The 25,787-nt window shown below is 66.7% G+C and carries 18 protein-coding genes and 1 tRNA gene; 9 read left to right on the forward strand and 10 right to left on the reverse strand.

Annotation, left to right across the window (positions count from 1 at the left end; translation table 11 throughout):
• Positions 1–14 precede the first annotated feature (14 nt).
• The 5 genes from ntrC (at position 15) to hflX (ending at position 7,208) form a co-directional block, all read left to right on the forward strand.
• Positions 15–1,469 (forward strand): nitrogen regulation protein NR(I), encoded by a 1,455-nt coding sequence (gene ntrC / locus GV161_RS25610; RefSeq protein ID WP_152014705.1) that lies wholly within the window; start codon positions 15–17, stop codon positions 1,467–1,469.
• Positions 1,470–1,701: 232 nt separating this feature from the next.
• Positions 1,702–3,978: a PAS domain-containing sensor histidine kinase gene (locus GV161_RS25615; RefSeq protein ID WP_244624079.1), complete on the forward strand. Its 2,277-nt coding sequence runs from the start codon at positions 1,702–1,704 to the stop codon at positions 3,976–3,978.
• Positions 3,975–5,342, forward strand: a complete 1,368-nt coding sequence (locus GV161_RS25620) for a sigma-54 dependent transcriptional regulator (RefSeq protein ID WP_152014706.1) — start codon at positions 3,975–3,977, stop codon at positions 5,340–5,342. The genes GV161_RS25615 and GV161_RS25620 overlap by 4 nt, the downstream gene beginning before the upstream one ends.
• Positions 5,343–5,538: 196 nt before the next feature.
• Complete coding sequence (gene hfq, locus GV161_RS25625; protein WP_069880868.1) at positions 5,539–5,787, forward strand: RNA chaperone Hfq; 249 nt, start codon at positions 5,539–5,541, stop codon at positions 5,785–5,787.
• 50 nt (positions 5,788–5,837) lie between these two features.
• Complete coding sequence (gene hflX / locus GV161_RS25630; RefSeq protein WP_152014969.1) at positions 5,838–7,208, forward strand: GTPase HflX; 1,371 nt, start codon at positions 5,838–5,840, stop codon at positions 7,206–7,208.
• Positions 7,209–7,220: 12 nt separating this feature from the next.
• On the opposite strand, the gene GV161_RS25635 is transcribed toward hflX, so the two are convergent.
• From GV161_RS25635 to GV161_RS25675, 9 genes are all read right to left on the reverse strand, one after another.
• On the reverse strand, positions 7,221–8,849 hold the full coding sequence (locus tag GV161_RS25635) for an NAD(P)/FAD-dependent oxidoreductase (protein ID WP_152014707.1): 1,629 nt from the start codon (positions 8,847–8,849) through the stop codon (positions 7,221–7,223).
• A gap of 50 nt (positions 8,850–8,899) precedes the next feature.
• Entirely contained in the window at positions 8,900–9,229 is a 330-nt protein-coding gene (gene hspQ, locus GV161_RS25640) for a heat shock protein HspQ (RefSeq protein WP_091829030.1), read from the reverse strand.
• Between the two features lie 117 nt (positions 9,230–9,346).
• Positions 9,347–10,396 carry a CoA ester lyase gene (locus tag GV161_RS25645; protein WP_152014708.1) on the reverse strand — a complete coding sequence of 350 codons (1,050 nt, stop codon included), beginning with the start codon at positions 10,394–10,396 and terminating at the stop codon, positions 9,347–9,349.
• Between the two features lie 125 nt (positions 10,397–10,521).
• Positions 10,522–11,634: a DUF2865 domain-containing protein gene (locus GV161_RS25650; protein ID WP_152014709.1), complete on the reverse strand. Its 1,113-nt coding sequence runs from the start codon at positions 11,632–11,634 to the stop codon at positions 10,522–10,524.
• Between the two features lie 267 nt (positions 11,635–11,901).
• Positions 11,902–15,048: an efflux RND transporter permease subunit gene (locus GV161_RS25655; protein ID WP_152014710.1), complete on the reverse strand. Its 3,147-nt coding sequence runs from the start codon at positions 15,046–15,048 to the stop codon at positions 11,902–11,904.
• Positions 15,048–16,316 (reverse strand): efflux RND transporter periplasmic adaptor subunit, encoded by a 1,269-nt coding sequence (locus tag GV161_RS25660; protein ID WP_159650416.1) that lies wholly within the window; start codon positions 16,314–16,316, stop codon positions 15,048–15,050. The genes GV161_RS25655 and GV161_RS25660 overlap by 1 nt, the downstream gene beginning before the upstream one ends.
• A gap of 215 nt (positions 16,317–16,531) precedes the next feature.
• Entirely contained in the window at positions 16,532–16,942 is a 411-nt protein-coding gene (locus GV161_RS25665; protein WP_152014712.1) for an MAPEG family protein, read from the reverse strand.
• Between the two features lie 102 nt (positions 16,943–17,044).
• The gene (gene guaB / locus GV161_RS25670) at positions 17,045–18,538 is read right to left on the reverse strand and encodes an IMP dehydrogenase (RefSeq protein ID WP_152014713.1); all 1,494 of its coding nucleotides are present in this window, start codon (positions 18,536–18,538) and stop codon (positions 17,045–17,047) included.
• Positions 18,539–18,718: 180 nt separating this feature from the next.
• Positions 18,719–19,060: a hypothetical protein gene (locus GV161_RS25675; protein ID WP_152014714.1), complete on the reverse strand. Its 342-nt coding sequence runs from the start codon at positions 19,058–19,060 to the stop codon at positions 18,719–18,721.
• A 295-nt stretch (positions 19,061–19,355) separates the two neighbouring features.
• On the opposite strand from GV161_RS25675, the gene GV161_RS25680 reads away from it, so the two are divergent.
• From GV161_RS25680 to GV161_RS25690, 3 genes are all read left to right on the forward strand, one after another.
• Positions 19,356–20,795, forward strand: a complete 1,440-nt coding sequence (locus GV161_RS25680; RefSeq protein WP_152014715.1) for an MFS transporter — start codon at positions 19,356–19,358, stop codon at positions 20,793–20,795.
• Between the two features lie 46 nt (positions 20,796–20,841).
• The gene (gene recJ, locus GV161_RS25685; RefSeq protein WP_152014716.1) at positions 20,842–22,644 is read left to right on the forward strand and encodes a single-stranded-DNA-specific exonuclease RecJ; all 1,803 of its coding nucleotides are present in this window, start codon (positions 20,842–20,844) and stop codon (positions 22,642–22,644) included.
• Between the two features lie 94 nt (positions 22,645–22,738).
• Positions 22,739–22,813 (forward strand) — tRNA-Glu (locus tag GV161_RS25690).
• A 66-nt stretch (positions 22,814–22,879) separates the two neighbouring features.
• On the opposite strand, the gene GV161_RS25695 is transcribed toward GV161_RS25690, so the two are convergent.
• The gene (locus GV161_RS25695) at positions 22,880–24,565 is read right to left on the reverse strand and encodes a hypothetical protein (RefSeq protein ID WP_152014717.1); all 1,686 of its coding nucleotides are present in this window, start codon (positions 24,563–24,565) and stop codon (positions 22,880–22,882) included.
• 244 nt (positions 24,566–24,809) lie between these two features.
• Between GV161_RS25695 and GV161_RS25700 the strand changes: the two genes are divergently transcribed.
• Positions 24,810–25,781, forward strand: a complete 972-nt coding sequence (locus GV161_RS25700) for an AEC family transporter (protein WP_152014718.1) — start codon at positions 24,810–24,812, stop codon at positions 25,779–25,781.
• The last annotated feature ends 6 nt before the right edge of the window (positions 25,782–25,787 follow it).

Here is a 25,787-nt window from a genome sequence, read left to right on the forward strand (position 1 = left end):
CACGGAAAAAGCGCATGCCGACGGGTAACATCCTCATCGCCGACGACGACGCCGCGATCCGCACCGTCCTCAATCAGGCGCTCGCCCGCGCCGGCTACGAGGTCCGCACCACCGGCCAGGCGGCGACGCTCTGGACCTGGGCGGCGCAAGGCCTCGGCGACCTCATCATCACCGACGTCGTGATGCCGGACGGCAACGCCTTCGATCTCCTGCCGCGCATCAAGCGGGTCCGGCCCGAGCTGCCGATCATCGTGATGAGCGCGCAGAACACCTTCATGACCGCGATCAAGGCTTCCGAGCGCGGCGCCTATGAATACCTGCCCAAGCCCTTCGACCTGAAGGAACTCGTCGCCATCGTCGGGCGGGCGCTGTCGCGGCCGCGCGGCGATGCGCCGCGCAACCATGCCGCCGAGCCCGAGGACATCCCGCTGGTCGGCCGCTCGCCGGCGATGCAGGATGTCTACCGCGCTTTGGCGCGGCTGATGCCCATCGACCTCACCGTAATGATCAACGGCGAATCCGGCACCGGCAAGGAGCTGGTCGCCCGCGCCCTGCACGACTACGGCAAGCGCCGCAATGGCCCCTTCGTCGCGATCAACATGGCGGCGATCCCGAAGGACCTGATCGAATCGGAGCTGTTCGGCCACGAGAAGGGCGCCTTCACCGGAGCGCTGACCCGCTCCTCCGGCCGCTTCGAGCAGGCCGAGGGCGGCACGCTCTTCCTCGACGAGATCGGCGACATGCCGATGGAGGCGCAGACGCGCCTGCTGCGCGTGCTGCAGCAGGGCGAATACACCACCGTCGGCGGCCGCACCCCGATCAAGACCAATGTCCGCATCGTCGCCGCGACCAACAAGGACCTGCGCATCTCGATCGCGCACGGGCTGTTCCGCGAAGACCTGTTCTTCCGCCTCAATGTCGTGCCGATCCGCCTGCCGCCGCTGCGCGAGCGCGTCGAGGACATTCCGGATCTCGTCCGCCATTTCTTCGCGATGGTCGAGAAGGAGGGACTGCCGCACAAGCAGATCGATTCGGAAGCGATGGACGTGCTGCGGCGCTATCGCTGGCCCGGCAATGTCCGTGAGCTGGAGAATCTGGTGCGGCGTCTGGCCGCGCTCTATCCGCAGGAGACGATCACGGCGCCGATCGTCGAAGCCGAGTTGCAGCCGGCGACCGGCGCTCCGATACAAGCGGGGAGCAGCAGCAGCGCGCCGGAGCGGGCGGAAACCCTGTCGGGCTCGGTCGAGCGCCATCTCGGCCAGTATTTCGGCGGTTTCGGCGACCAGATCCCGCCGCCCGGCCTCTATCACCGCATCCTGCGCGAGATCGAGCCGCCCCTGATCGCCGCCGCCCTGGCGGCAACGCGCGGCAACCAGATTCGCGCCGCGGAGCTGCTGGGGCTTAATCGCAACACTCTGCGCAAGAAGATCCGCGAGCTCGACATGCAGGTGGTGCGCTCGCCGCGCTAGAGCCCGTTCCGATCAGCTTGCACCGCAAGCTGATCGATAAAACGGTCTCTACTCAAGGTAAGAGACGGATATACCGATCAGGTTGAATCAACCTGATCGCATCCGGCTCTGGCCACCACTGTGGCTGCCTTGCATCTGTCATATTTTGACAACACCGTTGCGGCGGCGCATCAGTGCGCTGTGCAGCGCTTCCGGTGACGGAGCGCAGCGGCAATGGAGCTCAGATCCCGTCTTGACCACCTCGACCGGCGACATGCGCATGACGCCCCGGAGCGACGACCCGCCACGCCGGGTCTCGGGCTGGCTCGGCGCGCTCGTCGTCGGCTTCGCGCTGGTCTCGGCGCTCACCACCTTCCTCGTACTTTCGGGCGCGACGCCGGTCGCACCCGTCCACGAGGTCGTGGTCGGCGTCTTCATCATCAACGGCCTGCTGATCCTGCTCCTGCTGATCATCGTCGCCTTCGAAGCTGCGGTGTTGATCCGTGCCAGGCGCAAGGGTGTCGCAGCAGCCGGTCTGCATGTGCGGATCGTCAGCCTGTTCAGCATCGTTGCTGCGTTGCCGGCGGTGCTCGTCGCGATCATCGCGACCGCGACGCTGGAGCGTGGTCTCGAGCCCTGGTTCTCCGACCGGATGCGCGACGTGATCTTCAAATCCGTCGAGGTCGCCGACGCCTACACGACCGGGCAATGCCGCTCGCTCGGCCGCGAGATCAGGCTGCTCGCCGACGATCTCGGGCGGGCGAAGACCGCCTACGACGCCGATCGGCGCTGGTTCGAGACCTTTCTGACGGCGCGCGCCACGGCGCTCGGCCTGCCGGTGGTCTGGATCATGAAGCCGCCGGACACCGTCGTCGTCCGCGCCAATATCGACGTGCTGCGCGACGCCCACAAGCCGAATGCCGATGCGTTCGAAGACGCACAAAGCTCACCGGAGCCGATCTGCGTATTGCCGTCGGCGGGGCGGGTCTTCGGCGCGCTGGTGAAGCTGCCGAGCTATGACGGCGCCTTCCTCTATGTCGCCCGCGAGGTCGATCCGCTCGCCGTCGAGTTCCCGGCCGTCGCCCGCGGCGCCGTGGTCGAATATCTCGGCATCGACGCGCGCCGGAAGGGCGTGCAGATCGCCTTCGCCTCGATGTATGCACTGATCTCGGTGATCCTGCTGCTCTCGGCGATCTGGCTCGGCCTCAACTTCGCCAATGGCCTCGTCGCCCCGATCCGGCGGATGATCCACGCGACCGACCAAGTCTCCAGCGGCAATTTCTACGTCCAGGTGCCAATACGACGAGCGGAGGGGGATCTCGCCCATCTCGGCGAGACCTTCAACAAGATGACCGCCGAACTGCGCCGCCAGCGCGATGGGCTGGTCACGGCAAGCGAAGTGATCGACCGGCGCAGGCGCTTCACCGAGACGGTGCTCTCCGGCGTCTCCTCGGGCGTGCTCGGCATCGACGAGGACGGGCATATCACCCTCAGCAACCGCTCGGCCGAAGCCCTGCTCGGCTCCGGCGGCCGGCTGCTCGGCGAACCGATCGCACGCGTGGTTCCCGAGATCGCGGGCTTCGTCTCCGAGGCGCTCAGCAATCGCCAACGCCTGAGCTCCAGCCAGGCGGCGATCACGCGCGGTGGCCGCGAGCGCATGCTCAACATCCGGGCGACGCGCGAAGGCGAGGGGGCCGGTGCGGGGCTGGTCGTGACGCTCGATGACATCACCGATCTCGTCTCGGCGCAGCGCACCGCCGCCTGGGCCGACGTCGCCCGCCGCATTGCCCATGAGATCAAGAACCCGCTGACGCCGATCCAGCTCTCGGCCGAGCGCATCCGGCGCAAGTTCGGCCGCGTCATCGTCGACGACAAGGAAATCTTCGACCAGTGCACGGCGACGATCGTGCGCCAGGTCGAGGACATCCGCCGCATGGTCGACGAGTTCTCCTCCTTCGCCCGCATGCCCAAGCCCTCGCCGGCACGGGACGACATCATCGAGACGGCAAGGCAGGTCACCTTCCTGATGCGGGTCGGCAATCCCGAGATCGACATCACCGACAACCTGCCGGAGGTGCCGGTTCTGGCGCATTTCGACCGGCGCCTGATCTCGCAGGCCCTGACCAACGTCATCAAGAACGCGACCGAGGCGATCCAGGCCGTACCCGCCGAGGAGCGCGGCAAGGGCCGCATCGAGATCGGTTTCGAACGGACACAGGACGGCCGGATCGTCATCGACATCCTCGACAACGGCAAGGGCCTGCCGGCGGACCAGCGCCAGAAGCTGCTCGAGCCCTACATGACCACTCGTGACGGCGGCACCGGGCTGGGCCTCGCCATCGTCGGCAAGATCCTCGAGGATCATGGCGGCGGCATCGAATTGCTCGACCGCCCCGACGGCGCCCGCGGCGCCCGGATCAGGCTCTGGTTCATCGAGACCGGACCGCCGCCCGCCGCCGAAGACAGACCGGAAACAGGCAATCACACGGCGAATTCCGCCGCACGACAAGTAAACGGGACGAAGGCATGAGTGCTGACATTCTCGTCGTCGACGACGAGGTCGATATTCGCGAACTGGTGGCCGGCCTCCTGGAGGACGAGGGCTATCGGACGCGCAAGGCGGGCTCCGCAGACGAGGCGCTGGCCGCGATCGCGGCACGGCGGCCCAATCTCGTCTTCCTCGACATCTGGCTGCAGGGCAGCCGGCTCGACGGCTTGCAGGTGCTGGAGCTGATCAAGGAGGGCCATCCCGACCTCGCGGTGGTGATGATCTCCGGGCACGGCAACATCGAGACCGCCGTCTCGGCGATCAAGAGCGGCGCCTACGACTTCATCGAGAAGCCGTTCAAGGCCGACCGGCTCGTGCTCGTCGCCGAGCGGGCTCTGGAAGCCTCACGCCTGCGGCGCGAGGTGCGCGAGCTCAAGACCCGCTCGGTCCAGGCCAGCCGCATTGTCGGTCGCTCGACGGCGGTCAACCAGCTGCGCCAGACGCTGGAGCGCGTCGCGCCGACCAATGCCCGCGTGCTGATCACCGGCGAGCCGGGCTGCGGCAAGGAGCTGACCGCGCGCACCCTGCACGATGCCTCGACCCGCTCGGCCGGCCCCTTCGTCGTGATCAACGCGGCGACGATCACGCCCGAGACCATGGAAGAGGAGCTGTTCGGCATCGAGGGCGGCGACGGACGCTCGCGCCGCGTCGGGGCGCTCGAAGAGGCCCATGGCGGCACGCTCTACATCGATGAGATCGGCGACATGCCGCGCGAGACGCAGAACCGCATCCTGCGCGTGCTGGTCGACCAGAACTTCCAGCGCGTCGGCGGGGCGACCCGCGTCCATGTCGACGTCCGGATCATCTCCTCCAGCAGCCGCGATCTCGCCAAGCTGATCGCCGACGGCCAATTGCGCGAGGACCTCTATCACCGGCTCGGCGTGGTGCCGATCCGCGTGCCGGCCCTGTCGGAACGGCGCGAGGACGTGCCCGAGCTGATCGAGTTCTTCATGGACCAGATCTCGGTCGCGTCCGGCCTGCCCAAGCGTCGGATCGGTGGCGACGCCATGGCGATCCTGCAATCGCATGAATGGCCGGGCAATGTCCGCGAGCTGCGCAACAATGTCGAACGGCTGATGATCCTGACCAAGGGCGAGCCGACGGCGGAGATCACGGTCGACATGCTGCCGGCCGAGGTCGGCGCCATGGTGCCGACGACGCCTTCCGGCTCGGGCGGCGAGAAGCTGATGAGCCTGCCGCTGCGCGATGCCCGCGAGATCTTCGAGCGCGAATATCTGATGGCGCAGATCGCCCGCTTCTCCGGAAACATCTCGCGCACGGCGGAGTTCATCGGCATGGAGCGTTCAGCCCTGCACCGTAAGCTGAAATCGCTTGGAGTTGGCTGAAATCCGGCCGCCGTGTTGCACTGCACGCAAGGCGGTTGGCCGAAATTGGCGTTCCGCAACCCTTGCGCGTTCTCGCCGGGTCGCGATCTAATGGAGTGTCGGTGTTCCGACGGCCCGGCGATTGGCGCCGAAGCCGAACGGAACGATCTGGATCGCAAGGGCAAACCGATTGCGATCCCAACAACAGGGATTACCCATGGCCGCCGAACGGGCTCAAAATCTCCAGGACACCTTTCTCAACCACGTCCGCAAGCAGAAGATTCCCCTCACCATCTTTCTCGTGAACGGCGTCAAACTGCAGGGCGTCGTCACCTGGTTCGATAATTTCTGCGTGCTGCTGCGCCGCGACGGGCATTCGCAGCTCGTCTACAAGCACGCGATCTCGACGATCATGCCGGGCCATCCGGTGCAGCTGTTCGAGCCCGAGGAGACGGACAAGGCCTGACCGTGGGCGGCAAGGCCGGCAGTTCGTCGACGACGGGCGGCGGAAACGCAATCGGGATCTCGATCGACGCGGCCGAGCATGCCTTGGCCGCGGATACTCGCGCATTTGTGATCGGTCCCTATCTGGCGCGCCATGCCGCCAGCCGGGCCGCCGCAGGCGACGAGAACCAGCGCAGCCACGCGGCGCGGCTGGACGAGGCCTTCGGCCTCGCCGGCGCCATCGATCTCCAGATCGTCGAGGCGATCCCCGTGGTGCTGACGGCGCTGCGGCCTGCGACCTATCTCGGCAAGGGCAAGGTCGAGGAGCTCGCCGAGCGCGTCAAGATCGAGGAAATCGGCCTCGTCGTGATGGACTGCGCCCTGTCGCCGGTGCAGCAGCGCAATCTCGAAAAGGCATTCGGCTGCAAGGTCATCGATCGCACCGGCCTGATCCTCGAGATCTTCGGCCGACGCGCCCGCACGCGCGAAGGCGCACTGCAGGTCGAGCTCGCCCATCTCAACTATCAGAAGAGCCGCCTGGTCAGGTCCTGGACCCACCTGGAGCGCCAGCGCGGCGGCTTCGGCTTCCTCGGCGGCCCCGGTGAGACCCAGATCGAGGCCGACCGGCGCATCATCCAGGAGCGGATGACCAAGATCGAGCGCGATCTCGACAGCGTGAAGCGCACCCGCTCGCTGCATCGCGCCAGCCGCAAGCGCGTGCCTTATCCGGTCGTCGCGCTGGTCGGCTACACCAATGCCGGCAAGTCGACCCTGTTCAACCGGCTGACTTCGGCGCAGGTGCTGGCGCAGGACATGCTCTTCGCCACGCTCGACCCGACGGCGCGGGCACTGAAGCTGCCGCATGGCGCCAGGATCATGCTCTCCGACACGGTCGGCTTCATCTCCGACCTGCCGACGCAGCTCGTCGCCGCCTTCCGCGCCACGCTGGAGGATGCGATCGAGGCCGATGTGCTGCTGCATGTCCGCGACGTCTCGCATGAGGACACACAGGCCCAGGCCGCCGACGTCCAGGGCATCCTGCGCGATCTCGGTATCGACCCGGAGGATGGCGACCGTGTCATCGAGGTCTGGAACAAGGCCGACCTGCTCTCGGGCGACGAGCGCGAGCGCCAGGCGGCGCTGACCGAGCTCAGGCCCGGCGCGTCGCGGCCGGTTCTGGTCTCCGCCCTGACCGGCGAGGGCATGGAGCGGCTGACCGACGCCATCGAGCGGCGCATCGCGCGCACTCGGCCGGTCTATCGGCTCACGCTGGAACCGGGTGACGGCAAGTCCCTGGCCTGGCTGCACGCCAATGGCGAGATCCTCGAACGCGAGGATGCGGAGGACGGCACGCTCGATCTGCTGGTGCGACTGCCGCCCGAGCGGGAAGGGGCCTTCGGCGCACGCTTCCCGCAGGCTGAACGCGTCAGCGGCAATCCCTGAGGGCGGCTTCGGTCACGCTCGCAGTGACGGCAGCCTGAAGCGCTGGGGCTTCAGGTCGGCGAGCACGGAGCGGGCCGCATTGTGCCCCGGCGCGCCGGTAACGCCGCCGCCCGGATGGGCTCCGGAGCCACAGAGATAGAGGCCCGGCACCGGCATGCGATAATCGGCATGGCCGAGCACCGGGCGGGCGCTGAAGAGCTGGTCGAGCGTCAGCCGGCCGTGGAAGATGTCGCCGCCGACGAGGCCGAAACGCGCCTCCAGATCGCTCGGCGCCAGAGCCAGCCGGCCAATCACGGACGCGCGGAAGCCCGGAGCGTAGCGATCCACGGTGTCGATCATCAGATCGGCCACCGTGTCGCGGTGCTTGTCCCAGCTCTCGCCGTCCGGCAGCTGTGGCGCGACATGCTGGCAGAACAGGCTCGCGACATGCCGGCCGGGCGGGGCGAGGCTGTCATCCAGCGTCGACGGGATCAGCATCTCGACGATCGGCTCGCTCGACCAGCCCGACAGCCGTGCCTGCGCGTGGGCGCGGTCCATATAGGAAAGCGACGGCGCGATGATGATGCCGGCGGTGAGGTGGTCGCCCGGCTCCGGCAGGCAGGCGAAGCGAGGCAGCTCCGATAGCGCCAGATTCATCCGGAAGGTGCCGGAACCCGAGACATATCGGCGGATACGCTCGCTGAAATCACAGGGCACTGTCGCCGGATCGACGAACCGCTCGAACAGCAGGCGCGGATGCAGGTTGGACACCACGGCGCGCGCCCGCACCACATCGCCCCGCTCGGTCACGGCGCCGATGGCGCGCCCTTTCTCCGTCAGCACCTGCGCGACAGGCGCCTCCAGCCTGATCTCGACACCCTGTTCCGCACAGGCCCGCGCCATCGCCTGCGTGATCGCGCCCATGCCGCCGAGCGCATGGCCCCAGGTGCCGCGCTTGCCGTTGACCTCGCCGAAGACGTGATGCAGCAGCACATAGGCCGAGCCGGGCGTATAGGGGCTGGCATAGTTGTCGACCACGCTGTCGAAGCCGAACAGCGCCTTGACAGGATCGCTCTCGAACCAGCCGTCGAGCCAGTCGCCGGCCGATTTGGTGAAGAGGTCGAGGAGATCGCGCCGGGCGGACTGGTCGAAGCCGGCAATGCGCCGCCCGAGCGCGGCCGCGTCCAGCATCTGTGGCAGTGCGGCCAGCCAGCCGCCGTCACCGAGATTGGGCGGCGCCTGCAGCACGAGATCACGCAGCATGGCGGCGATCCGCTCCAGCCGCTCGCCATAGGCCGATAGCCGCTCTGCGTCGCGGGCGGAGAACTTCGCGACCTCCGCTTCCGTGCGCCCCTCGCCGGCGGCGAGATAGCGCCCATCCGGCAGCGGCAGGAAGTTCGCCATGCGCCGCTCGACGATGCGCAGTCCGTGCCGTGCCAGCCCCATCTCCGCGATGATGCGCGGATTGAGCAGGCTGACGGTGTAGCTCGCGGTGGAATTGCGAAAACCGGGATGGAACTCCTCGGTGACTGCCGCGCCGCCGACGATAGCGCGCCGCTCCAGCACGGTGACCTTCAGCCCGGCCCTGGCGAGATAGAAGGCGCAGACGAGGCCGTTATGGCCGCCGCCGAGAATGACGATGTCGGCATGGCTGGTGCTCACGAAACTACTCCTTCGTCAGCACGCTGCATGTCGATTGGAAGGCTGACGGATCAGTTCAGCTCGGCCTTGTCGAGCCGGTACTTGCCCTTGCGGTCGCGCCGGAAATATTCGCGCGCCTGCGGATGACGGATCGGCTGGCCGGACTCGTCGATCACGAGATTTTGTTCCGAGACATAGGCGACGTACTCGGTTTCCTCGTTCTCGGCGAAGAGGTGATAGAAGGGCTGGTCCTTCGACGGGCGCAGGTGCTCCGGGATCGCCAGCCACCACTCGTCCGAATTCGAGAACACCGGATCGACATCGAAGATCACGCCCCGAAACGGGTAAACGCGATGGCGCACAACGTCGCCGATGCGGAATTTCGCCGTGCGTGATTCCATGATCCTCGTTCAGCCCAAACCCGGCTCGTCACAGCCGATGTCGCCGCGACCCTGCGCTTGACGTAGGATTACGTCGCAAATGCGTCAATATCCGTGGATGTCGCGGCCAAGGCTTTTTCAGAAGCCGTAGCGCGCCGCCAGCGCAGGATCGCGGGCCGCAACCTGACGCGCCAGGTCGACGATGACCTTGGCCTGTTTCCAGGTCGCGTCGTCCTGCATCTTGCCGTCGATCATCACCGCGCCCGAGCCGTCCGGCATCGCCTCCAGGATGCGTTTGGCGAAGGAAACCTCGTCCGGATCGGGGCTGAAGACGCGCTTGGCAATCTCGATCTGCGAGGGATGCAGCGTCCAGGCACCAGCACAGCCGAGCAGGAAGGCGTTGCGGAACTGCGCCTCGCAGGCGGCCGCGTCAGAGAAGTCACCGAACGGGCCGTAGAAGGGCTTGAGGCCGGCCGAGGCGCAGGCATCGACCATCTTCGCGAGGGTGTAATGCCAAAGATCCTGCTGCGCGATCGCGCGCTGGCCGCCATCCGGCGCGGGGTCCGCGATGACCTTGTATTCGGGGTGACCGCCGCCGACACGGGTCGTCTTCATCGCTCGCGAGGCGGCAAGATCCGCCGGCCCGAGGCTCATGCCGTGCATGCGCGGGGAGGCGGTTGCGATGGCGTCGACGTTCTTCACGCCCTCAGCCGTCTCCAGGATAGCGTGGATCAGGATCGGTTTGGGCAGGGCATGACGCGCCTCGTACTGCGCCAGCAGCTGGTCGACATAATGGATGTCCCAGGGCCCTTCGACCTTCGGCACCATGACGACATCGAGCTTGCCGCCGATCTCGCCCATGATCGCGGCGATGTCGTCGAGGAACCAGGGCGAGTTCAGCGCATTGACGCGGCTCCAAAGGCCGGTCGCGCCGAAATCGGTCGCCTTGGCGAGCTCGATGAAACCGTCGCGCGCCGCCTGCTTGGCCTCGACCGGGATCGCATCCTCGAGATTGCCGAGCACGATGTCGACCTGGCCGGCGAGTTCGGGAACTTTGGCGCGCACCTTCTCGAGATGCGGCGGCACGAAATGGATCATCCGCTCCAGTCGCAGCGGCAGCTCGCGATAAGGCTCCGGCGCACCGATCGCCAGCGGGCGGAAGAACTGGCGCGGCGTCTTGGTCGTCATGCTCGGCTCCATGCTGCAATGCAGCGAATGTGCCGGAAGGCCGCCGCGCCGTCCATCGCTCTTTCGGCGGGAGTTGGGTGAATTATCCTAGGGCAGAAAGCCTAGGATAATTATCTCAAAACCGTTCAATTCCGCGAGAACGGCGTCTGCAGCACGACGCGCGCCGGATTGGCGATCGGATCGCGCGGGGTGAGCACGCCACGCAGGCCGAGCGTATCGGCGTCGCTGGCGAAGCTGTCATCGTGCAGGCTGGCCTCGCGGACCCGCATCTGCCGGCGCAAGGCGCGGACCTGCGCTTCCCTGTGCGAGATGCCGACCTTCTCGTCGATCTTGCGGCGGTCGCTGGCGGTGAGATCGGGCGCGCCACGGAAATCGCGAAAATCGGCGGTGTTGTAGGGCCATTTGCCACCGGTAAAGGTCCGCACCCGCCCGTCGAGCACGATGCTGTCGCCCGGCCGCAAGGTGAAATCGCGCAGCAGCGAGACGCGGCGATCTCTCGCCGTCGCGATGGCGGGCCGGCAGGCCGGATCGGCGCCGCGCTCATAGGCATAGGCCATCGGCAGCTGGCGATAGGTCTTGCCATCGTTCGCCACGGCGTCGTCGATCGTCGCGGCACCGGCAGCGACCTTGAAGACTTTGACCGGCACGCCGGGATTGGCAGCCTGACAGAGCGCCTCATGCGCCTTGAAGTCGGACTGGCTGCGCAGATGGCCGATGGGCGCCTGGAAGCCGTCGCAGAGGCGCACGCAGATGGTGCGCGTCACGTCGGCCGCGCCGGACACCGTGTCGTAGCGGATCGCCGGCAGCTTCGGCTTCTGCTGCACCTGCTTGGATGCAGTACGGACCGGCTTGAACGGATTGAGCTCGAGCGGCGGCGGCGCGAGACGCCCATCCGGGCGCGCCTGCTGGAAGAAGGGCACGGACCAGGTGTGGCGGGCCGGGGCATAGGCCGACACGGGAACCGAGGCGTATGCGGCCCGCGCCGGCACGCGTTCGGCCCGGCGGGTCGCCTCCTCGCGGTAGAAGGCGCGGATGCCGGCATCGTCTTCGGCCTGGACCAGCGAGACGGTCAGGATCGTGCCACTCGCACCGAGCGCAAGCCCGACACCGGCCATGGCAACCAGACGCAGGCCGCTGCTGCGACCGCGCAAAGCCGAATTCACCTTTGTCGAGGAGCTGGAACCGGTCGGCGGGACAGGATCGGAACGCAGGCAATCGACATTACGGACACGAAGCACCGCGATATCTCCATCGCTCGCTAGTTCATTGTCCGCCGCAGAATTGGCTTAGTTTACTTTTCGTTAAGACTCAACGGCTGCGCAGCAGACGTCACCGCAAAGCCGGCGTCATCGTTAATGCCGAAAAGGCGCAGCTCGTCCCGGGCGACCGAAGGGAGACTCGGAATCCATTCCGGAACCTTATTCGGAAAGGCTCCGGAATGGATCCCGGATCGACGCGGCTGCGCCGCTTGTCCGGGATGACCGAGGATGAAGTTGAACGCCCTTTCAATCCGGCTGGCGATGGGCCGCCTGCGGGATCGCGACCGGGATTGCACCCGGCACCGACGCCGCTTCTTCCCGCTCGCCGCGACCGCGGCCGGAGATGAAGCTGTCGACCTTGTCGAGATAGAAGTAGACGACCGGGGTGATGTAGAGCGTCAGCAATTGCGAGACGACGAGGCCGCCGACCACGGCGATGCCGAGCGGCTGGCGCAGTTCCGCGCCGGCACCGGCACCGAGCGCGATCGGCAGCACGCCGAAGATCGCGGCGAAGCTCGTCATCATGATCGGCCGAAAGCGTACCAGCGCCGCATCGCGGATCGCCGTCAGCGCATCGTCGCCCATCTTGCGGCGCTCGATCGCGAAGTCGACCATCATGATCGCGTTCTTCTTGACGATGCCGACCAGCATCAGGATGCCGATGATCGCGATCACCGACAGGTCCATGTGGAAGTACTGCAGGGCTAGGAGGGCACCCAGGCCCGCAGAGGGCAGGCCGGACAGGATCGTGATCGGGTGGATGAAGCTCTCGTAGAGGATACCGAGGATGATGTAGATCACCAGGATCGCTGCGAAGATCAGCAGGCCCTGGCCCTTCAGCGCATCCTGGAAGAGCTGGGCCGAGCCGGCGAAGCTGGTGACGATCGAGGCGGGCAGGTTGATCTCGCGCTCGGCAGCGCGGATCGCGTTGACAGCGTCGCCAAGGGAAACGCCCGGCGCCGTGTTGAACGAGATCGTCACCGCCGGCTGCTGCGAGATCCGGTTGACCGCGAGCGGCCCGACGCTCGGCTTGATCGTCGCGACCGTCTCGAGCGGCACGTTCAAGCCGTTGGCAGCCTTGAGCATCAGGCGCGACAGCACCGCCGGGTCCTGCTGGTAGGCGCGGTCGGCCTCCATGATCACCTGGTAGTCGGTCGCCGGCGTGAAGATCGTCGCAATCTGGCGCGAGCCGAAGGCGTTGCCGAGCGCCTGGCGGATCTGGTCGCTGGAGATGCCGAGGCTGGCGGCACGCTCGCGGTCGATGTCGATCGAAAGCTGGGGATTGCGAAGCTGCAGGTCGATATTGGCGTCGCGCAGTTGCGGCAGCTGCGCCAAGCGCTGCTGCATCAGCGGCGCGTAGTTGAAGAGGGCGCCAAGATCCGGCCCCTGCAACGAATAGAGATACTGCGCCCGCGAAGAGCGGCCGGCGTTCAGGTTGATGTTCTGGACCTGCTGGAACACCGCGGTGATGCCCGGCACCTCCGAGACGGCGCGGCGCAGGCGCGCGATCACGACCTCGGCCTTGTCGCGCTGCTCCTTCGGCTTCAGCGCGATGAACATGAAGCCGTTATTGGTGGCGTTGAAGCCGCCGATATTCGAGGTCAGGTAGTCGATCGCCGGATCGGCCCGAACAATCTCGGCGAGACGGATCTGGCGCGCCGCCATCGCCTCGAACGAGGTGTCGGGCGGGCCTTCGGTCGAGCCGCGCAGCAGGCCGGTATCCTCGGTCGGGAAGAAGCCCTTGGGCACGTCCATATAGAGCTGGACCGAGACGTAGACGGTGCCGAGCGTCACCAGCAGCATCAGGACGCGCGCTTTGAGCACGAGGTCCAGCGTCCAGCGATAGGCGGAGAGCATACCCTGGAAGCCGGCTTCGAACACGCGTTCGACGATGTTCGGCTGCTTGTGATGGTCGTGCGCCTTGAGGAAGCGGGCGCAGAGCATCGGCGTCAGCGTCAGCGAGACGAAGCCGGAGACGATGATCGCCGCAGCGATCGTGCCGGCGAATTCGGCGAAGACCTTGCCGACCACGCCGCCCATGAAGAAGACCGGGATGAAGACGGCGACCAGCGAGATGGTGATCGACAGGATGGTGAAGCCGATCTCGCGCGAGCCATCGAGCGCTGCCTGGAACGGCTTCTTGCCCATTTCGATATGCCGGATGATGTTCTCCAGCATGACGATGGCGTCGTCGACGACAAAGCCGACCGCAAGCGTCAGCGCCAGCAGCGAGATGTTGTCGAGCGAATAGCCCAGCGCAAACATGATCGCGAAGGTGCCCACCAGGGAGATCGGCAGCGCCAGCGTCGGGATCACCGTCGCGGCGAAGCTCTTCAGGAACAGGAAGATCACCATGATGACGAGGGCGATCGCGATCATCAGCGAGACCTCGACATCCTCGACCGCCTCGCGGATCGGGATCGAGCGGTCGTTGAGGACGTGCAATTCGATCGCTGCGGGCAATTGCGCGCGATAGGCGTCGAGCTTGCCCTTGATGCTGTCGACGACCTGGACGGTGTTGGCGTCCGACTGACGGTAGACCGCCAGCATGATCGAGCGCTGTCCGTTGTACCAGCTGCCGGTCTGGTCGTTCTCGACGGAATCGTAGATCTGCGCGACGTCGTTGAGCCGGATCGGCACACCGTTCTTCTGCGAGATGATCAGGTTGCCGTATTCGCCGGCGCGTTCCATCTGGCCGGTAGCGCCGAGCGTCAGCCGCTGGTTGGAGCCGTTCAGCGTGCCGACAGGGGAGTTCGAATTGGCGGCGGCGATGGCGGTGCGGACTTCGGCGAGGGAGAGGCCGCGAGCCGAGACGGCGTCGGGGTTCACCCGCACCCGCACCGCGTATTTCTGCGCACCGAAGATGTTGACCTGGGCGACGCCGGGCAGTTGCGAGATCTGCTGCTGCAGGATGTTCTCGCCGAATTCATGGACCTCGTAGAGCGGCTTGGTCGCCGAGGTCAGCACCATGAACAGCACCGGCTGGTCGGCCGGGTTGACCTTCCTGAAGCTCGGCGGGGCAGGGAGCTCCGGCGGCAGGCGCCGCACGGTCGCGCTGAGCGCCGCCTGCACGTCGAGCGCAGCGCCGTCGATATTACGGTTGAGGTCGAACTGCAGCGTGATCGAGGTCGAGCCCTGCTGCGAGACCGACGACATCGAGGTGATGCCGGAGATCGAGGCGAACTCGCGCTCCAGCGGCGCCGCGACCGAGGAGGCCATCGTCTCGGGGCTCGCGCCCGGCAGGCGGGCGCTGACATTGATGGTCGGGAAATCGACCCGGGGCAGCGCCGCGACCGGCAGCTGCTTGAAGGCGAACAGCCCGAAGATCAGGAACGTCGCCATCAAGAGGGTCGTCATGACCGGGCGACGGATGCAGAGCTCGGGCAGGTTCATCAGCCGGCGCTCCCCCGCTGGGAGGTGAGATTGGGCGCCGGTGGGCTCTGGCCGCCGCGGCCGCGCTCGATCGTGCGCGCGCCCTCTGTCAGCAGCAGTTGCCCGTCGATCGCCACGGTCTCGTCACCGGTCAGGCCGGAGGCGATGACGGCGCGTTCGTCGACATTGCGGGCGACGACGATCGGCCGGGCGCGGGCGACATTGTTCTCGATCACGAAGACATAGGAGCCGTTCTGGCCGGTCTGGACCGCCTCGCGCGGCACGGTGACGGCATCGGGCTCTGTCCGCAGTGTCAGCCTGACCTGGCCGAGCGCGCCAGGCCAGAGCGTCTCGGCGGGGTTGTCGAAACTGGCGCGGATCTGGATCGTACCGGTCGTCGCATCGACCGCGTTGTCGATCACCGCGATCGTGCCTTCGACGCTTTTGCCGGCGCCCTGCTGGGTCGCCTGGACGACCGCAGTCTTCGCCTGCATCGCCTCGCGGATTTCGGGCAGATAGCGCTGCGCCACGGCGAAGCTGACATAGATCGGATCGATCTGGTTGATCGTCGCCAGCATCGCCGAGCTGTCGCCGCTCTTGGCGATGTTGCCTTCCTTGAGGGCAGCGACGCCGACGCGGCCCGAAACCGGCGCGCTGATCGTATAATAGCTGAGCTGGACACGCAGGCTGTCGACCGCGGCTTCGCCGCCCCGGATCGCGGCGCGCAGGGTGCTCACCGCCGTGCGGGCGGTGTCGAGCCGCTGGTCGGTGGCGATCTCACGCCGGGAGAGCTCCTCGGCCCGGCGCAGATCGGATTCAGCCGCAATCAGTGAGGCCTTGTCGCGCGCGACATTCGCCTCGGCCTGACGCAGCTGCGCCTCGAGCTGGCGCGAATCCAGCCGGAACAGCACGTCGCCCTTGTTGACCATGGCGCCGTCGCGGAATTCGACCGCCATGATCTGGCTGTCGACGCGCGAGCGGATGTTGACGGTGGAGATCGCCTGGACGGTGCCGATCGCATCGATCCGCACCGGCATCGCCCGGCGCTCGACCTTGGCGGTGACGATCGTCACAGGCGGCCGGTTGGCCTGGCCGGAGCGGTTGTTGCCGCCCGCTGCGGGGGCTGATGCCGTCGCGGCCGGCTTGGCCGGGCTAGGGATCACCTTGCCGTAAGGGACCTGATCGAGCGGCCAGGGAACGGGACGGCCCGTGTAATGAAGAAACGCGCCCGCGGCGAGCACGCCCGCGGCCGAGAACAGAGCCACACGCCCGAAAGTCAGCACTGCCATAGAAAGCCTTGCGCCACGGGAACGCCGTATCCGGCTAATCCGGACGGTCGCTCCCCTCATCGTCCTCACCGCAAGAATTTAGCATGAAGACGGCCCGGTTTCGACGCAAGTGTCCAACACGGTTTATTGACCGCTGTAGCGACGAGGTGACAGGACGACAATTCGGTCGGTCGAAATCGGCACCACACGTCTTGCGTGCGGCAAGCAAAGGCTGCCTAGAGGACAGCAATCACGATGCCGATCCACATGAAGAACAGGCAGGCAATGCCGGCTGCAAAGACGATCGCCCGCTGCTTCAGGCTGTTGGTTCCAGTATGAACCAATGTATGGACGACACGTGTCGCAACATAAGCCCAGGCCAGCGCCGCCATGACATAGCCGGTCGCGCCGACATGAATCGCGATCAGGATCAATGCGAAGAACAGAACCGGCGTCTCGAACTGATTACTGAAATTGGCCGCAGCCAGCCGCGCCGTGTCAGGATAACGTTCGGTCGAGACGGCGATATCGGCGAGCCCGACCTCGCGATTGGCGAAGGCCCGCTTGCGGCGCCGGAACATGATGACGAGGACGACGAAGCTCCAGAGGATCTGGGCCAGCGCCGGATAGATCAGCTTCAGGGTCATGTCGTCCTCTTCGCGGAGCGGCGGACCGACAACTGGGTCCACCCTCCGGAAGTATCTGATGCCCGATCGAAAAAGGACAGATCGCCCTGAGGCGATCCGAGATCAGGAGCGCGTCGGGTAGTTCGGGCTTTCGCGGACGATCGTCACGTCGTGGACATGGCTCTCGCGCAGGCCAGCGCTGGTGATGCGGATGAAGCGGGCCTTGTTGCGATAGTCCTCGAGGTTGCGGCCGCCGACATAACCCATCGCGGCGCGCAGGCCGCCGGCGAGCTGGTGCAGCACGCCCGAGACCGGGCCCTTATAGGCGACCTGGCCCTCGATGCCCTCCGGCACCAGCTTCAGTGCATCCTTGATGTCCTGCTGGAAATAGCGGTCGGCCGAGCCGCGCGCCATCGCACCGACCGAACCCATGCCGCGATACGCCTTGTAGGAGCGCCCCTGGTAGAGGAAGGTCTCGCCCGGCGTCTCGTCGGTGCCGGCGAGCAGCGAGCCGACCATGGCGCAGGCAGCGCCAGCCGCGAGCGCCTTGGCAAGGTCGCCGGAATACTTGATGCCGCCGTCGGCGATGATCGGGATGCCGGCCTTCTGCCCCGCCGAGGCCGCATCCATCACCGCGGTGAGCTGCGGCACGCCGACGCCGGCGACGATGCGGGTGGTGCAGATCGAGCCCGGGCCGATGCCGACCTTGATCGCGTCGGCGCCGGCATCGATCAGGGCTTGCGCGCCGCCGGCAGTGGCGACGTTGCCGGCGATGACCTGGACGGCATTGGAGAGCTTCTTCACCCGCGTCACCGCCTCCAGCACCTTGGCCGAGTGGCCATGGGCGGTGTCGACGACGATGAGGTCGACGCCGGCGTCGATCAGCATCTCGGAGCGCTCGAAGCCGAGGTCGCCGGTCGTCGTCGCTGCCGCGACCAGGAGCCTGCCCCGGCTGTCCTTGGCGGCATTGGGATGCGTGACCTGCTTCTCCATGTCCTTGACGGTGATCAGGCCGATGCAGCGGTAGTGATCGTCGACCACCAGCAGTTTCTCGATGCGGAACTGATGCAGCAGGCGGCGGGCTTCATCCTGTGCGACGCCCTCGCGGACCGTGATCAGGCGGTCCTTGGTCATCAGCTCCGAGACCGGCTGTTCCGGATTGGCGGCAAAGCGCACGTCGCGATTGGTCAGGATGCCGACCAGCTTGCCGTTGTGCCCCTGTGGCCCGCGCTCAACGACCGGGATGCCGGATATGCCGTTGTTGCGCATCAGCGTGAACGCGTCTGCCAGTGTCTCGTCGGGATGGATCGTGATCGGGTTGGCGATCATCCCGGATTCGAACTTCTTGACCAGGCGGACCTGGGCGGCCTGCTGGTCGGGATCGAGATTGCGATGCACGACGCCGAGGCCGCCGGCCTGCGCCATTGCGATCGCCATCTTCGCCTCGGTCACCGTGTCCATCGCCGAGGCAATGATCGGCAGGTTGAGGGAGATCGTCTTGGTGAGCTTGGTCGAGATGTCGACATCGCCAGGCATCACCTCGGACGGGCCGGGCTCGAGCAGCACGTCGTCGAAGGTGAAACCGTCGCGAATGAGGCCGTCAGTGATCGTCGCCATCGTCAACTCCGGGGCCGGTGCGGCCGGCACTGAAAAGGGGCAGGGCGGGTGTGCCCTAAGCCGAGTTGACGAGGCCCGATATCACGCGTGCGAGGCGCCCGCTAGGGGCGCGATAACAAAAGTTGTCGGCACCGGGCGCAACACGGCGTCACGCCCGATGCAATCGTGGTCAGCAGATCATCACTGCTTGCGGACGGGACGCGCCTGACCGGCCGCAGCAGCAGGAGCGGCCGCGCCGGGCTCGACGCCGAAACAGCCCATGCCCATCATCATGCCGCCTCGGGCGTTCGCCATCTGCTGGCACTCCTTCTGGCGGGTGCAATTGTAGTTCCGAAGCGCATCGCCCGAGCCCGGCGTGACGACGCGCATCGCGCAGCCTTCCTCCCAGCTCATCGACTGAGCCAGGGCCGGCGCCTGCCCGGCGCCGAAGAAGGCGGCTCCGGCGAGCAAGGCGACCGCTGCTCCATGCCGGAAGGCGGCCGAAGTGAACGAGCGGACGTGGTGGTGGGTGGAGTTGGTCATAGGACACCTCTTGCCCGCGGACTGGCCGCGCCGGCGTATGCGAGTTCATCGCCCCTTCGGCCATGAGATAGGCACGATCCCGCCCGAATGACCTGCGGCAGATGCATGGCAGAGCCGCAGTCACGTCCTTGTGATGAGCTGTGCACAACGCTGGAGCCGACCCTTCTCCGGCCATGTCTCCGGTTTCGTCATGCAGGGAGCGCAACCCTCGTCATCGAACCTCGATCTGCTCTCGCCAGCCTGAAACGCGCGCATTAAAGGGCAGCGGGCGGCCAAAATCCGAAAGTCCGATTCCTTGCAGCGCGCCAAGCTCCTGCCTCTCATCGTCGCCTGCGCGTTGTTCATGGAGAACACCGACTCGACGGTGATCGCGACCTCGCTGCCGGTGATCGCCAAGTCGCTCGGCGAGGACCCGATCGCGCTGAAGCTGGCGCTGACCTCCTATCTCGTCAGCCTCGCCGTCTTCATCCCGATCTCCGGCTGGATGGCCGACAGGTTCGGCGCACGCACCATCTTCAGGACGGCGCTCGGCATCTTCATGTTCGGCTCGGTGCTCTGCGCCTTCTCGAACTCGCTTGGCGCCTTCGTCGGGGCGCGCTTCATTCAGGGCATGGGCGGGGCAATGATGGTGCCGGTCGGCCGGCTCGTCATCCTGCGCAGCGTCGAGAAGTCGGAACTGGTCAGTGCGCTGGCCTATCTGACGGTGCCGGCGCTGGTCGGCCCGGTCGTCGGCCCCGTGGTCGGCGGTTTCATCACCACCTATTTCGACTGGCGCTGGATCTTCTTCATCAACCTGCCGATCGGCCTGCTCGGCATCGCGCTCGCGACGATGTTCTTCGAGGATATCCGCGAGGAGGACGTCGCTCCGCTCGACATCAGGGGCTTCCTGTTGTCCTCGACCGGCTTTGCCGCGCTGATGCTCGGCCTCGCCACCGGTGGGCGCCATCTCGTTCCGCTGGCAGTCTCCTATGGCTGCGTCGCCTTCGGTATCGCGGCGCTGGTCGTCTACTGGTTCCATGCCCGTCGGCTGGCCTACCCGGTGCTCAATCTCTCGCTGCTGCGCATCCCGACCTACCGGATCGGCGTCCTCGGCGGCTCGATCTTTCGCGTCGGCATCGGTGCGATCCCCTTCCTGCTACCCCTGATGCTGCAGCTCGGTTTCGGGCTCGATGCGCTGCAATCTGGCCTGATCACCTTCGCTTCGGCCGCCGGTGCCCTCGTGATGAAGACGCTGGCGAAGACGATCCTCGCCCGCTTCGGCTTCCGCGGCGTGTTGACGTTCAACGCGCTGATCGGCTCGGCCTTCCTGGCAGCTTCGGGCCTGTTCACGCCGACGACGCCGCACTGGATCATGCTCGGCGTACTCTTCGTCGGCGGCTGCTTCCGCTCGCTGCAGTTCACCGGCATCAATGCGCTGAGCTATGCCGACGTCTCGAACCGCGACATGTCGAGCGCGACCAGCTTCTCCAGCGTCGCCCAGCAATTGTCCCTCAGCCTCGGCATCACCGTCGGCGCCTTCGCCCTCGAAGCCGCCAATCTCTACAATGGCGGCAAGACCCTGAGCGCCGGCGATTTCTGGCCGGCCTTCGTCCTGGTCGGCCTGATCTCGGCCTCGTCGGCGCTATGGATGATCAGGCTGAAGCCCGATGCCGGCGCCGAGGTCTCCGGCCATGCGCCAGTGAGCGCCCGCAAGGTGACCGCACAGGCGATCGAGGACCAGAAGCCGCTCGAGTGATGCGCCCTGGATTGACGAAGCGGCGCCACTGCGCCAGCGGTGACGCATGACCCTCGGCCAGAATCGCCTGTTCCTCGGCGTCGGGCACTCGGCCCTCGGCCGACCCTGGCGCGACCGGCTTGATCCCGCCGGCCTCGCGCAAGCCGAGGCGCTGGCGCAGGTCGAAGGCGTGCCCGACACGCTGGCGCGCGTCCTGGCCGGCCGCGGCGTCGCCTCCAGCGAGGCGCTGCGCCATCTCGAACCGAAGCTGCGCGACCTGCTGCCGGACCCGTCCGTGCTGCGCGATATGGACCGCGCCGCGCAGCGGCTCGCGCAAGCGGCGATATCCGGCGAGAAGGTCGCGATCTTCGGCGACTACGACGTCGACGGCGCCTGCTCGGCGGCGCTGCTCGCCGGTTTTCTCGCCGAGGCCGGAGCGAAGCCGCGCATCCATATCCCCGATCGATTGATCGAGGGTTACGGCCCGAATGCCGAGGCGATCACGATGCTGGCCGGCGAGGGCGCGACGCTGCTCGTCACCGTCGACTGCGGCACGACCAGCCACGAGCCCCTGCAGCAGGCGACGCGGCTCGGCCTCGACACCGTCGTGCTCGACCATCACCAGGCGCCCGAATTGCTCCCCGAAGTCCAGGCGCTGGTCAATCCGAACCGGCAGGACGATCTCGCCGGCTTGGGCCATCTCTGTGCCGCCGGCGTCGTCTTCCTGACACTGGTCGCGACCAATCGCGAACTGCGCCGGCGCGGCGCCTGGCAGGCGAGGGGCGGTGAGCCCGATCTGCTCGCGGCGCTCGACCTCGTCGGGCTGGCGACGGTCGCCGATGTCGTGCCGCTGATCGGCCTCAACCGCGCCTTCGTGCGCCAGGGCATCGTCATGATGCGGCTGCGCCAGCGGCCCGGCCTCGCGGCCTTGCTCGATGTCGCCGGTCTCGATGGGCCCGTGCAGGCCTGGCATCTCGGATTCCTGCTCGGGCCGCGAATCAATGCTGGCGGGCGCATCGGCGACGCGGCTCTCGGCGCCCGCTTGCTCCTGACCCGGGACGAGGTCGAGGCCCGCACGATCGCCGCCGAGCTCAACCGGCTCAACCAGGAACGCCAGGAGATCGAGCGTGCCGCGGTCGAGGAGGCGGTGGCCGAGGTCGAACATCGCTTCGAGGATGCCGCCTCGCATCCGGTGCTGGTCGTCGGCTCGGCCGATTGGCATCCGGGCATCGTCGGGCTGATCGCGGGCCGCTTGAAGGAACGGTTCAACCGGCCGGCCTTCGCGCTGGCACGCAACGCCAATGGTGGTGCGACCGGCTCGGGCCGCTCGATCGCCGGCGTCGATCTCGGTTCGGCCGTGCGCCATGCGGTCGAGGCCGGCCTTGCGGTCAAGGGCGGCGGCCATGCTATGGCGGCGGGCGTGACGCTGGCGCCAGGGCAGGAGGGCGCCTTCGCCAATTTCATCAGCGAACGGCTGGCCGGCGGCGTCGCCGGCTCGCGCGAGGCCGAGGCGCTGCTGATCGACGCGGCAATCAGCGCCGGCGGCGCCAATCCGCGCCTGCTCGCCGAGATCGATCGGGCCGGTCCGTTCGGCGCCGGCTGCCCGGAGCCGGTCTTCGTGCTGCCGGCGCACCGCCTGACGGAGGTGATCGAGGTTGGCGCAGGCGGGCATCTGCGCATCAAGCTGCGGGCTGGCGATGGCGCCACGATCGGGGGAATCGCCTTCCGCGCTGCGCGCGAGCCGCTTGGCCAGGCGTTGCTGGCGGCACGCGGCGAGAGCGTGCATCTGGCTGGCACATTGACGCTGAATCGCTGGGGCGGCAGCGAGCGGGCCGAGCTGCGCGTGGTGGATTTGGCCCGACCGCTGTGAGCCGATGCGAAAAACCCTGACAACGGGGTTGCCCAAGCTTCGCCGGGACACTATAGCTCGCCCCGCCTCGCAAGAGCGCTTCGCGCTCAGGCCCGCGGTCTTCGTCTATCGGTTAGGACACCAGCCTTTCACGCTGGGGAGACGGGTTCGACTCCCGTAGACCGCGCCATTCTCGCCAGCGCTACAAGCATTGTAACGCGGCCTGGCAATCGTCGCCTCGGCTTTCCGAGATCGGCTACTTCCTCAGATACATGTCCCAGCAGGGCGACAGCGCGACGAGCTGGCGGCCTTCCAGCGCCTGGGCGAACTGCGCCCAGATCGCCGCCCGTTTGACCTCGTAGGGGCATTTGGGCCGCATGATCGCGTCGATGTCGCGCAGGGCCTCCAGCATCTCGCGCGTGACCTTCGGATTGGTGCGCTCGGTATCGATGCCGAGCGCGACGTGCTGCGGGGCGGCGCGGCCGAGCAGATGGTTGAACGGACTGACGAAATCGAGAGCGAAGAAGCCGTTCAGCTGGCGACGATTCGCCACCTCCCAGCGCTTGATCGCATCGAGCCCCTGCTGCACTTCGAGCAGCCAGGTCGCCTGGTGATCGATCTCGGAGAACAAGGTCGCCGACGGCAGCAGGCCCTGGCGAGCAAGGTCCTCGTAGGCCTCCTTGTATTTCGGATAGTGGTCGATCTGGGCTATCGCCCGCTGTGCCAGTTCAGGCTTGAGGCTGACGCGGCCGAGCGGTCCGACATCCGGCACCTCCAGCGCCTGGTAGCGCGGCGCGGCGATCAGCGCCCGCGCGCCCCGCTCCAGGAAGATCACGGCGCTGGGCAGCGAGACGGCCATAACGAGCATCAGCACCCACGGACGCAGCTGGTCGCCGGACCTGTGGTGATGGTCCTTGAGGATCAGGATCAAGACCGGCCAAAGCCCGATGAACTCAAGCGATCCGCTGTTCTGTGTCTCGCCGAGGACCAGGGCGAAGAGGCTTGCGCTCAGCCAGCCCAGCGGCGAGGTCAGCAGGCTTGCCGGCGACAGCCTGTCTCTCCGCGCTGTGTAGGCAAGGACGCCGATCAGCGCCAGGCAGGGCGCGATCACATTGAACTTGATCGAGCCCAGCGTCAGGAAGCGCCGCAGGAACGAGGCGGAGTTGAGCATGGCGAGGTCGATGATGTCCTCGACATAGGCATAGACCACGCCGGTCGCGAGTTCGACCAGGCCCAGGCAAGCTATGACCGCGCCGGCGGCGATAGCCGCATCGCGAAAGCGCATGCGCCCGGCAAGCACCGCATAGCCGACAAGGGCGGCGCCCGATACAGGGCCCGTGACCTTGACCAGGAATAGCGAGACCATCAGCGCCGCGACGAGCGTCGTCAGCAGAATCCGGCTCTCGACGAAGAGGAGCGCCGCGAGCAGCAGATAGAGCAGCAGGGCGACATGGCGGTTGTAGTAGCCGAAGCCGTCGAAGCCGGGCGACGGGTAGAGACTATGAAGATTGATCGGCAGCGAGGTCAGGAACAGGAACGGTATGATGATCGCCAGCGCCAGCTTGCGCGAGCGCGCGCCGATGTCCCACGCGATCAGCGCAGCGATCGGCAGCGAGATCGGCACGATCGCCCAGTTGGCGAGCAGGGCCGGCTGCGCCTGCGGGAACAGCGCCTTGATCCCGGCGGTGAGATAGAAGCCGAGCGGACCGATCGAGGTGAAGAAGTCGATATTGGGAATCTGGCCCTGCCTGATGCGCTGGGCAGCATCGAGATAGATGTCCGTATCCCAGTAGTTCGGCCCGAGCGGCAGGCGGATCGGGAGCGCGAGCCCCAGGATCACCATCACCAGGAACGCCACGATCCAGAAGGTCGGAGACGTGATCGAATATCGCCAGACTGCCCCGGACACCGGACTACCTGTCGCCGCTTGAGAGCCGCTCATCATTGCTTGTTCCGTGAGCCACTCAGGGAACATGGCAGAAATATGTTACCCGATCGCTTCCAGCTTTGTCGAAAGCTGCAATTTTTAGTTGCATGGAGTGAGGGGGCGGAGTTCGGGCAGCGGGCTCGCCGGAGCGGCGTTCTGCAGGCGGCGCAGGGATGTGCGTCCCTGCCGGGTTCTCAGGCGCCGACGCCCATCTTATAAGGCAGCGCCGTCGCCATCGTCGGTCGAGCGAGAATGCCGCATGGCCGACATCGCCAGCCTGTTCAATCTGGTCGCCCCCTTCTTCGGGCTGATCCTGCTCGGCTTCCTGATCGGCCGCTACAAGCGCCTGCCGGGCGAGGGGCTGGCCTGGATGCAGTTCTTCCTGATCTATGTCGCGCTGCCTTGCCTGTTCTACCGGCTGATCGCCGACAAGCCGCTGAGCGAATTGACCAACTGGCGCTTCGTCGCGGTGACGACGCTCGCGACCTTTTGCGCCTTCGTGCTCTCCTTCGCGCTCGGCTGGCGCCATACCCAGGGCGACATGCCGCAGGCGGTGATGCAAGGCGTCGCCGGCTCCTACTCGAACATCGGCTATATGGGCCCGCCACTGATCCTGGCGGCCCTGGGGCCGGCGGCCAGCGCCCCGGTCGTTCTGATCTTCGTCTTCGACAACCTGCTGCTGTTCTCGCTGATCCCGTTCCTGATGGCCCTGGCCGGCGTCGAGAAGCGCAGTTTCGCCGCGACGGCGACCGAGGTGATCCGCCGGGTCGTGACCCATCCCTTCAACGTCGCGACTGTCGCCGGCGTGCTCGCGGCTTTCCTCAAGCTCGAATTGCCAACAGCGATCGACAAGATGACGCTCTGGCTCTCGCAGGCGGCTGCTCCCTGCGCGCTTTTCCTGCTCGGGGTCACGGTCGCGCTGCAGCCGATCCGGCAAATGCCCAGCGAGCTGCCCTGGCTCGTCGCGATCAAGCTGCTGCTGCATCCGCTCCTGGTCTGGCTGCTGCTCTCCGGCCTCGGCGACTTCTCGGCGCCCTGGGTCTATGCCGCCGTGATCATGGCGGCGCTGCCGCCGGCCCTGAACATCTTCGTGATTTCGACTCAGTACCGCGTCGGCATCGAGCGTGCCTCGGCCTGCATCCTCGTCGGCACCATCGTCTCGACGGTGACGCTGACGGGCTTCCTGTGGCTGGTGAAGACAGGCAGGATGCCGGCAGACCTGTTCCACTGAGGGCCT

The sequence above is a fragment of the Bosea sp. 29B genome (assembly GCF_902506165.1).
Lineage (GTDB): Bacteria > Pseudomonadota > Alphaproteobacteria > Rhizobiales > Beijerinckiaceae > Allobosea.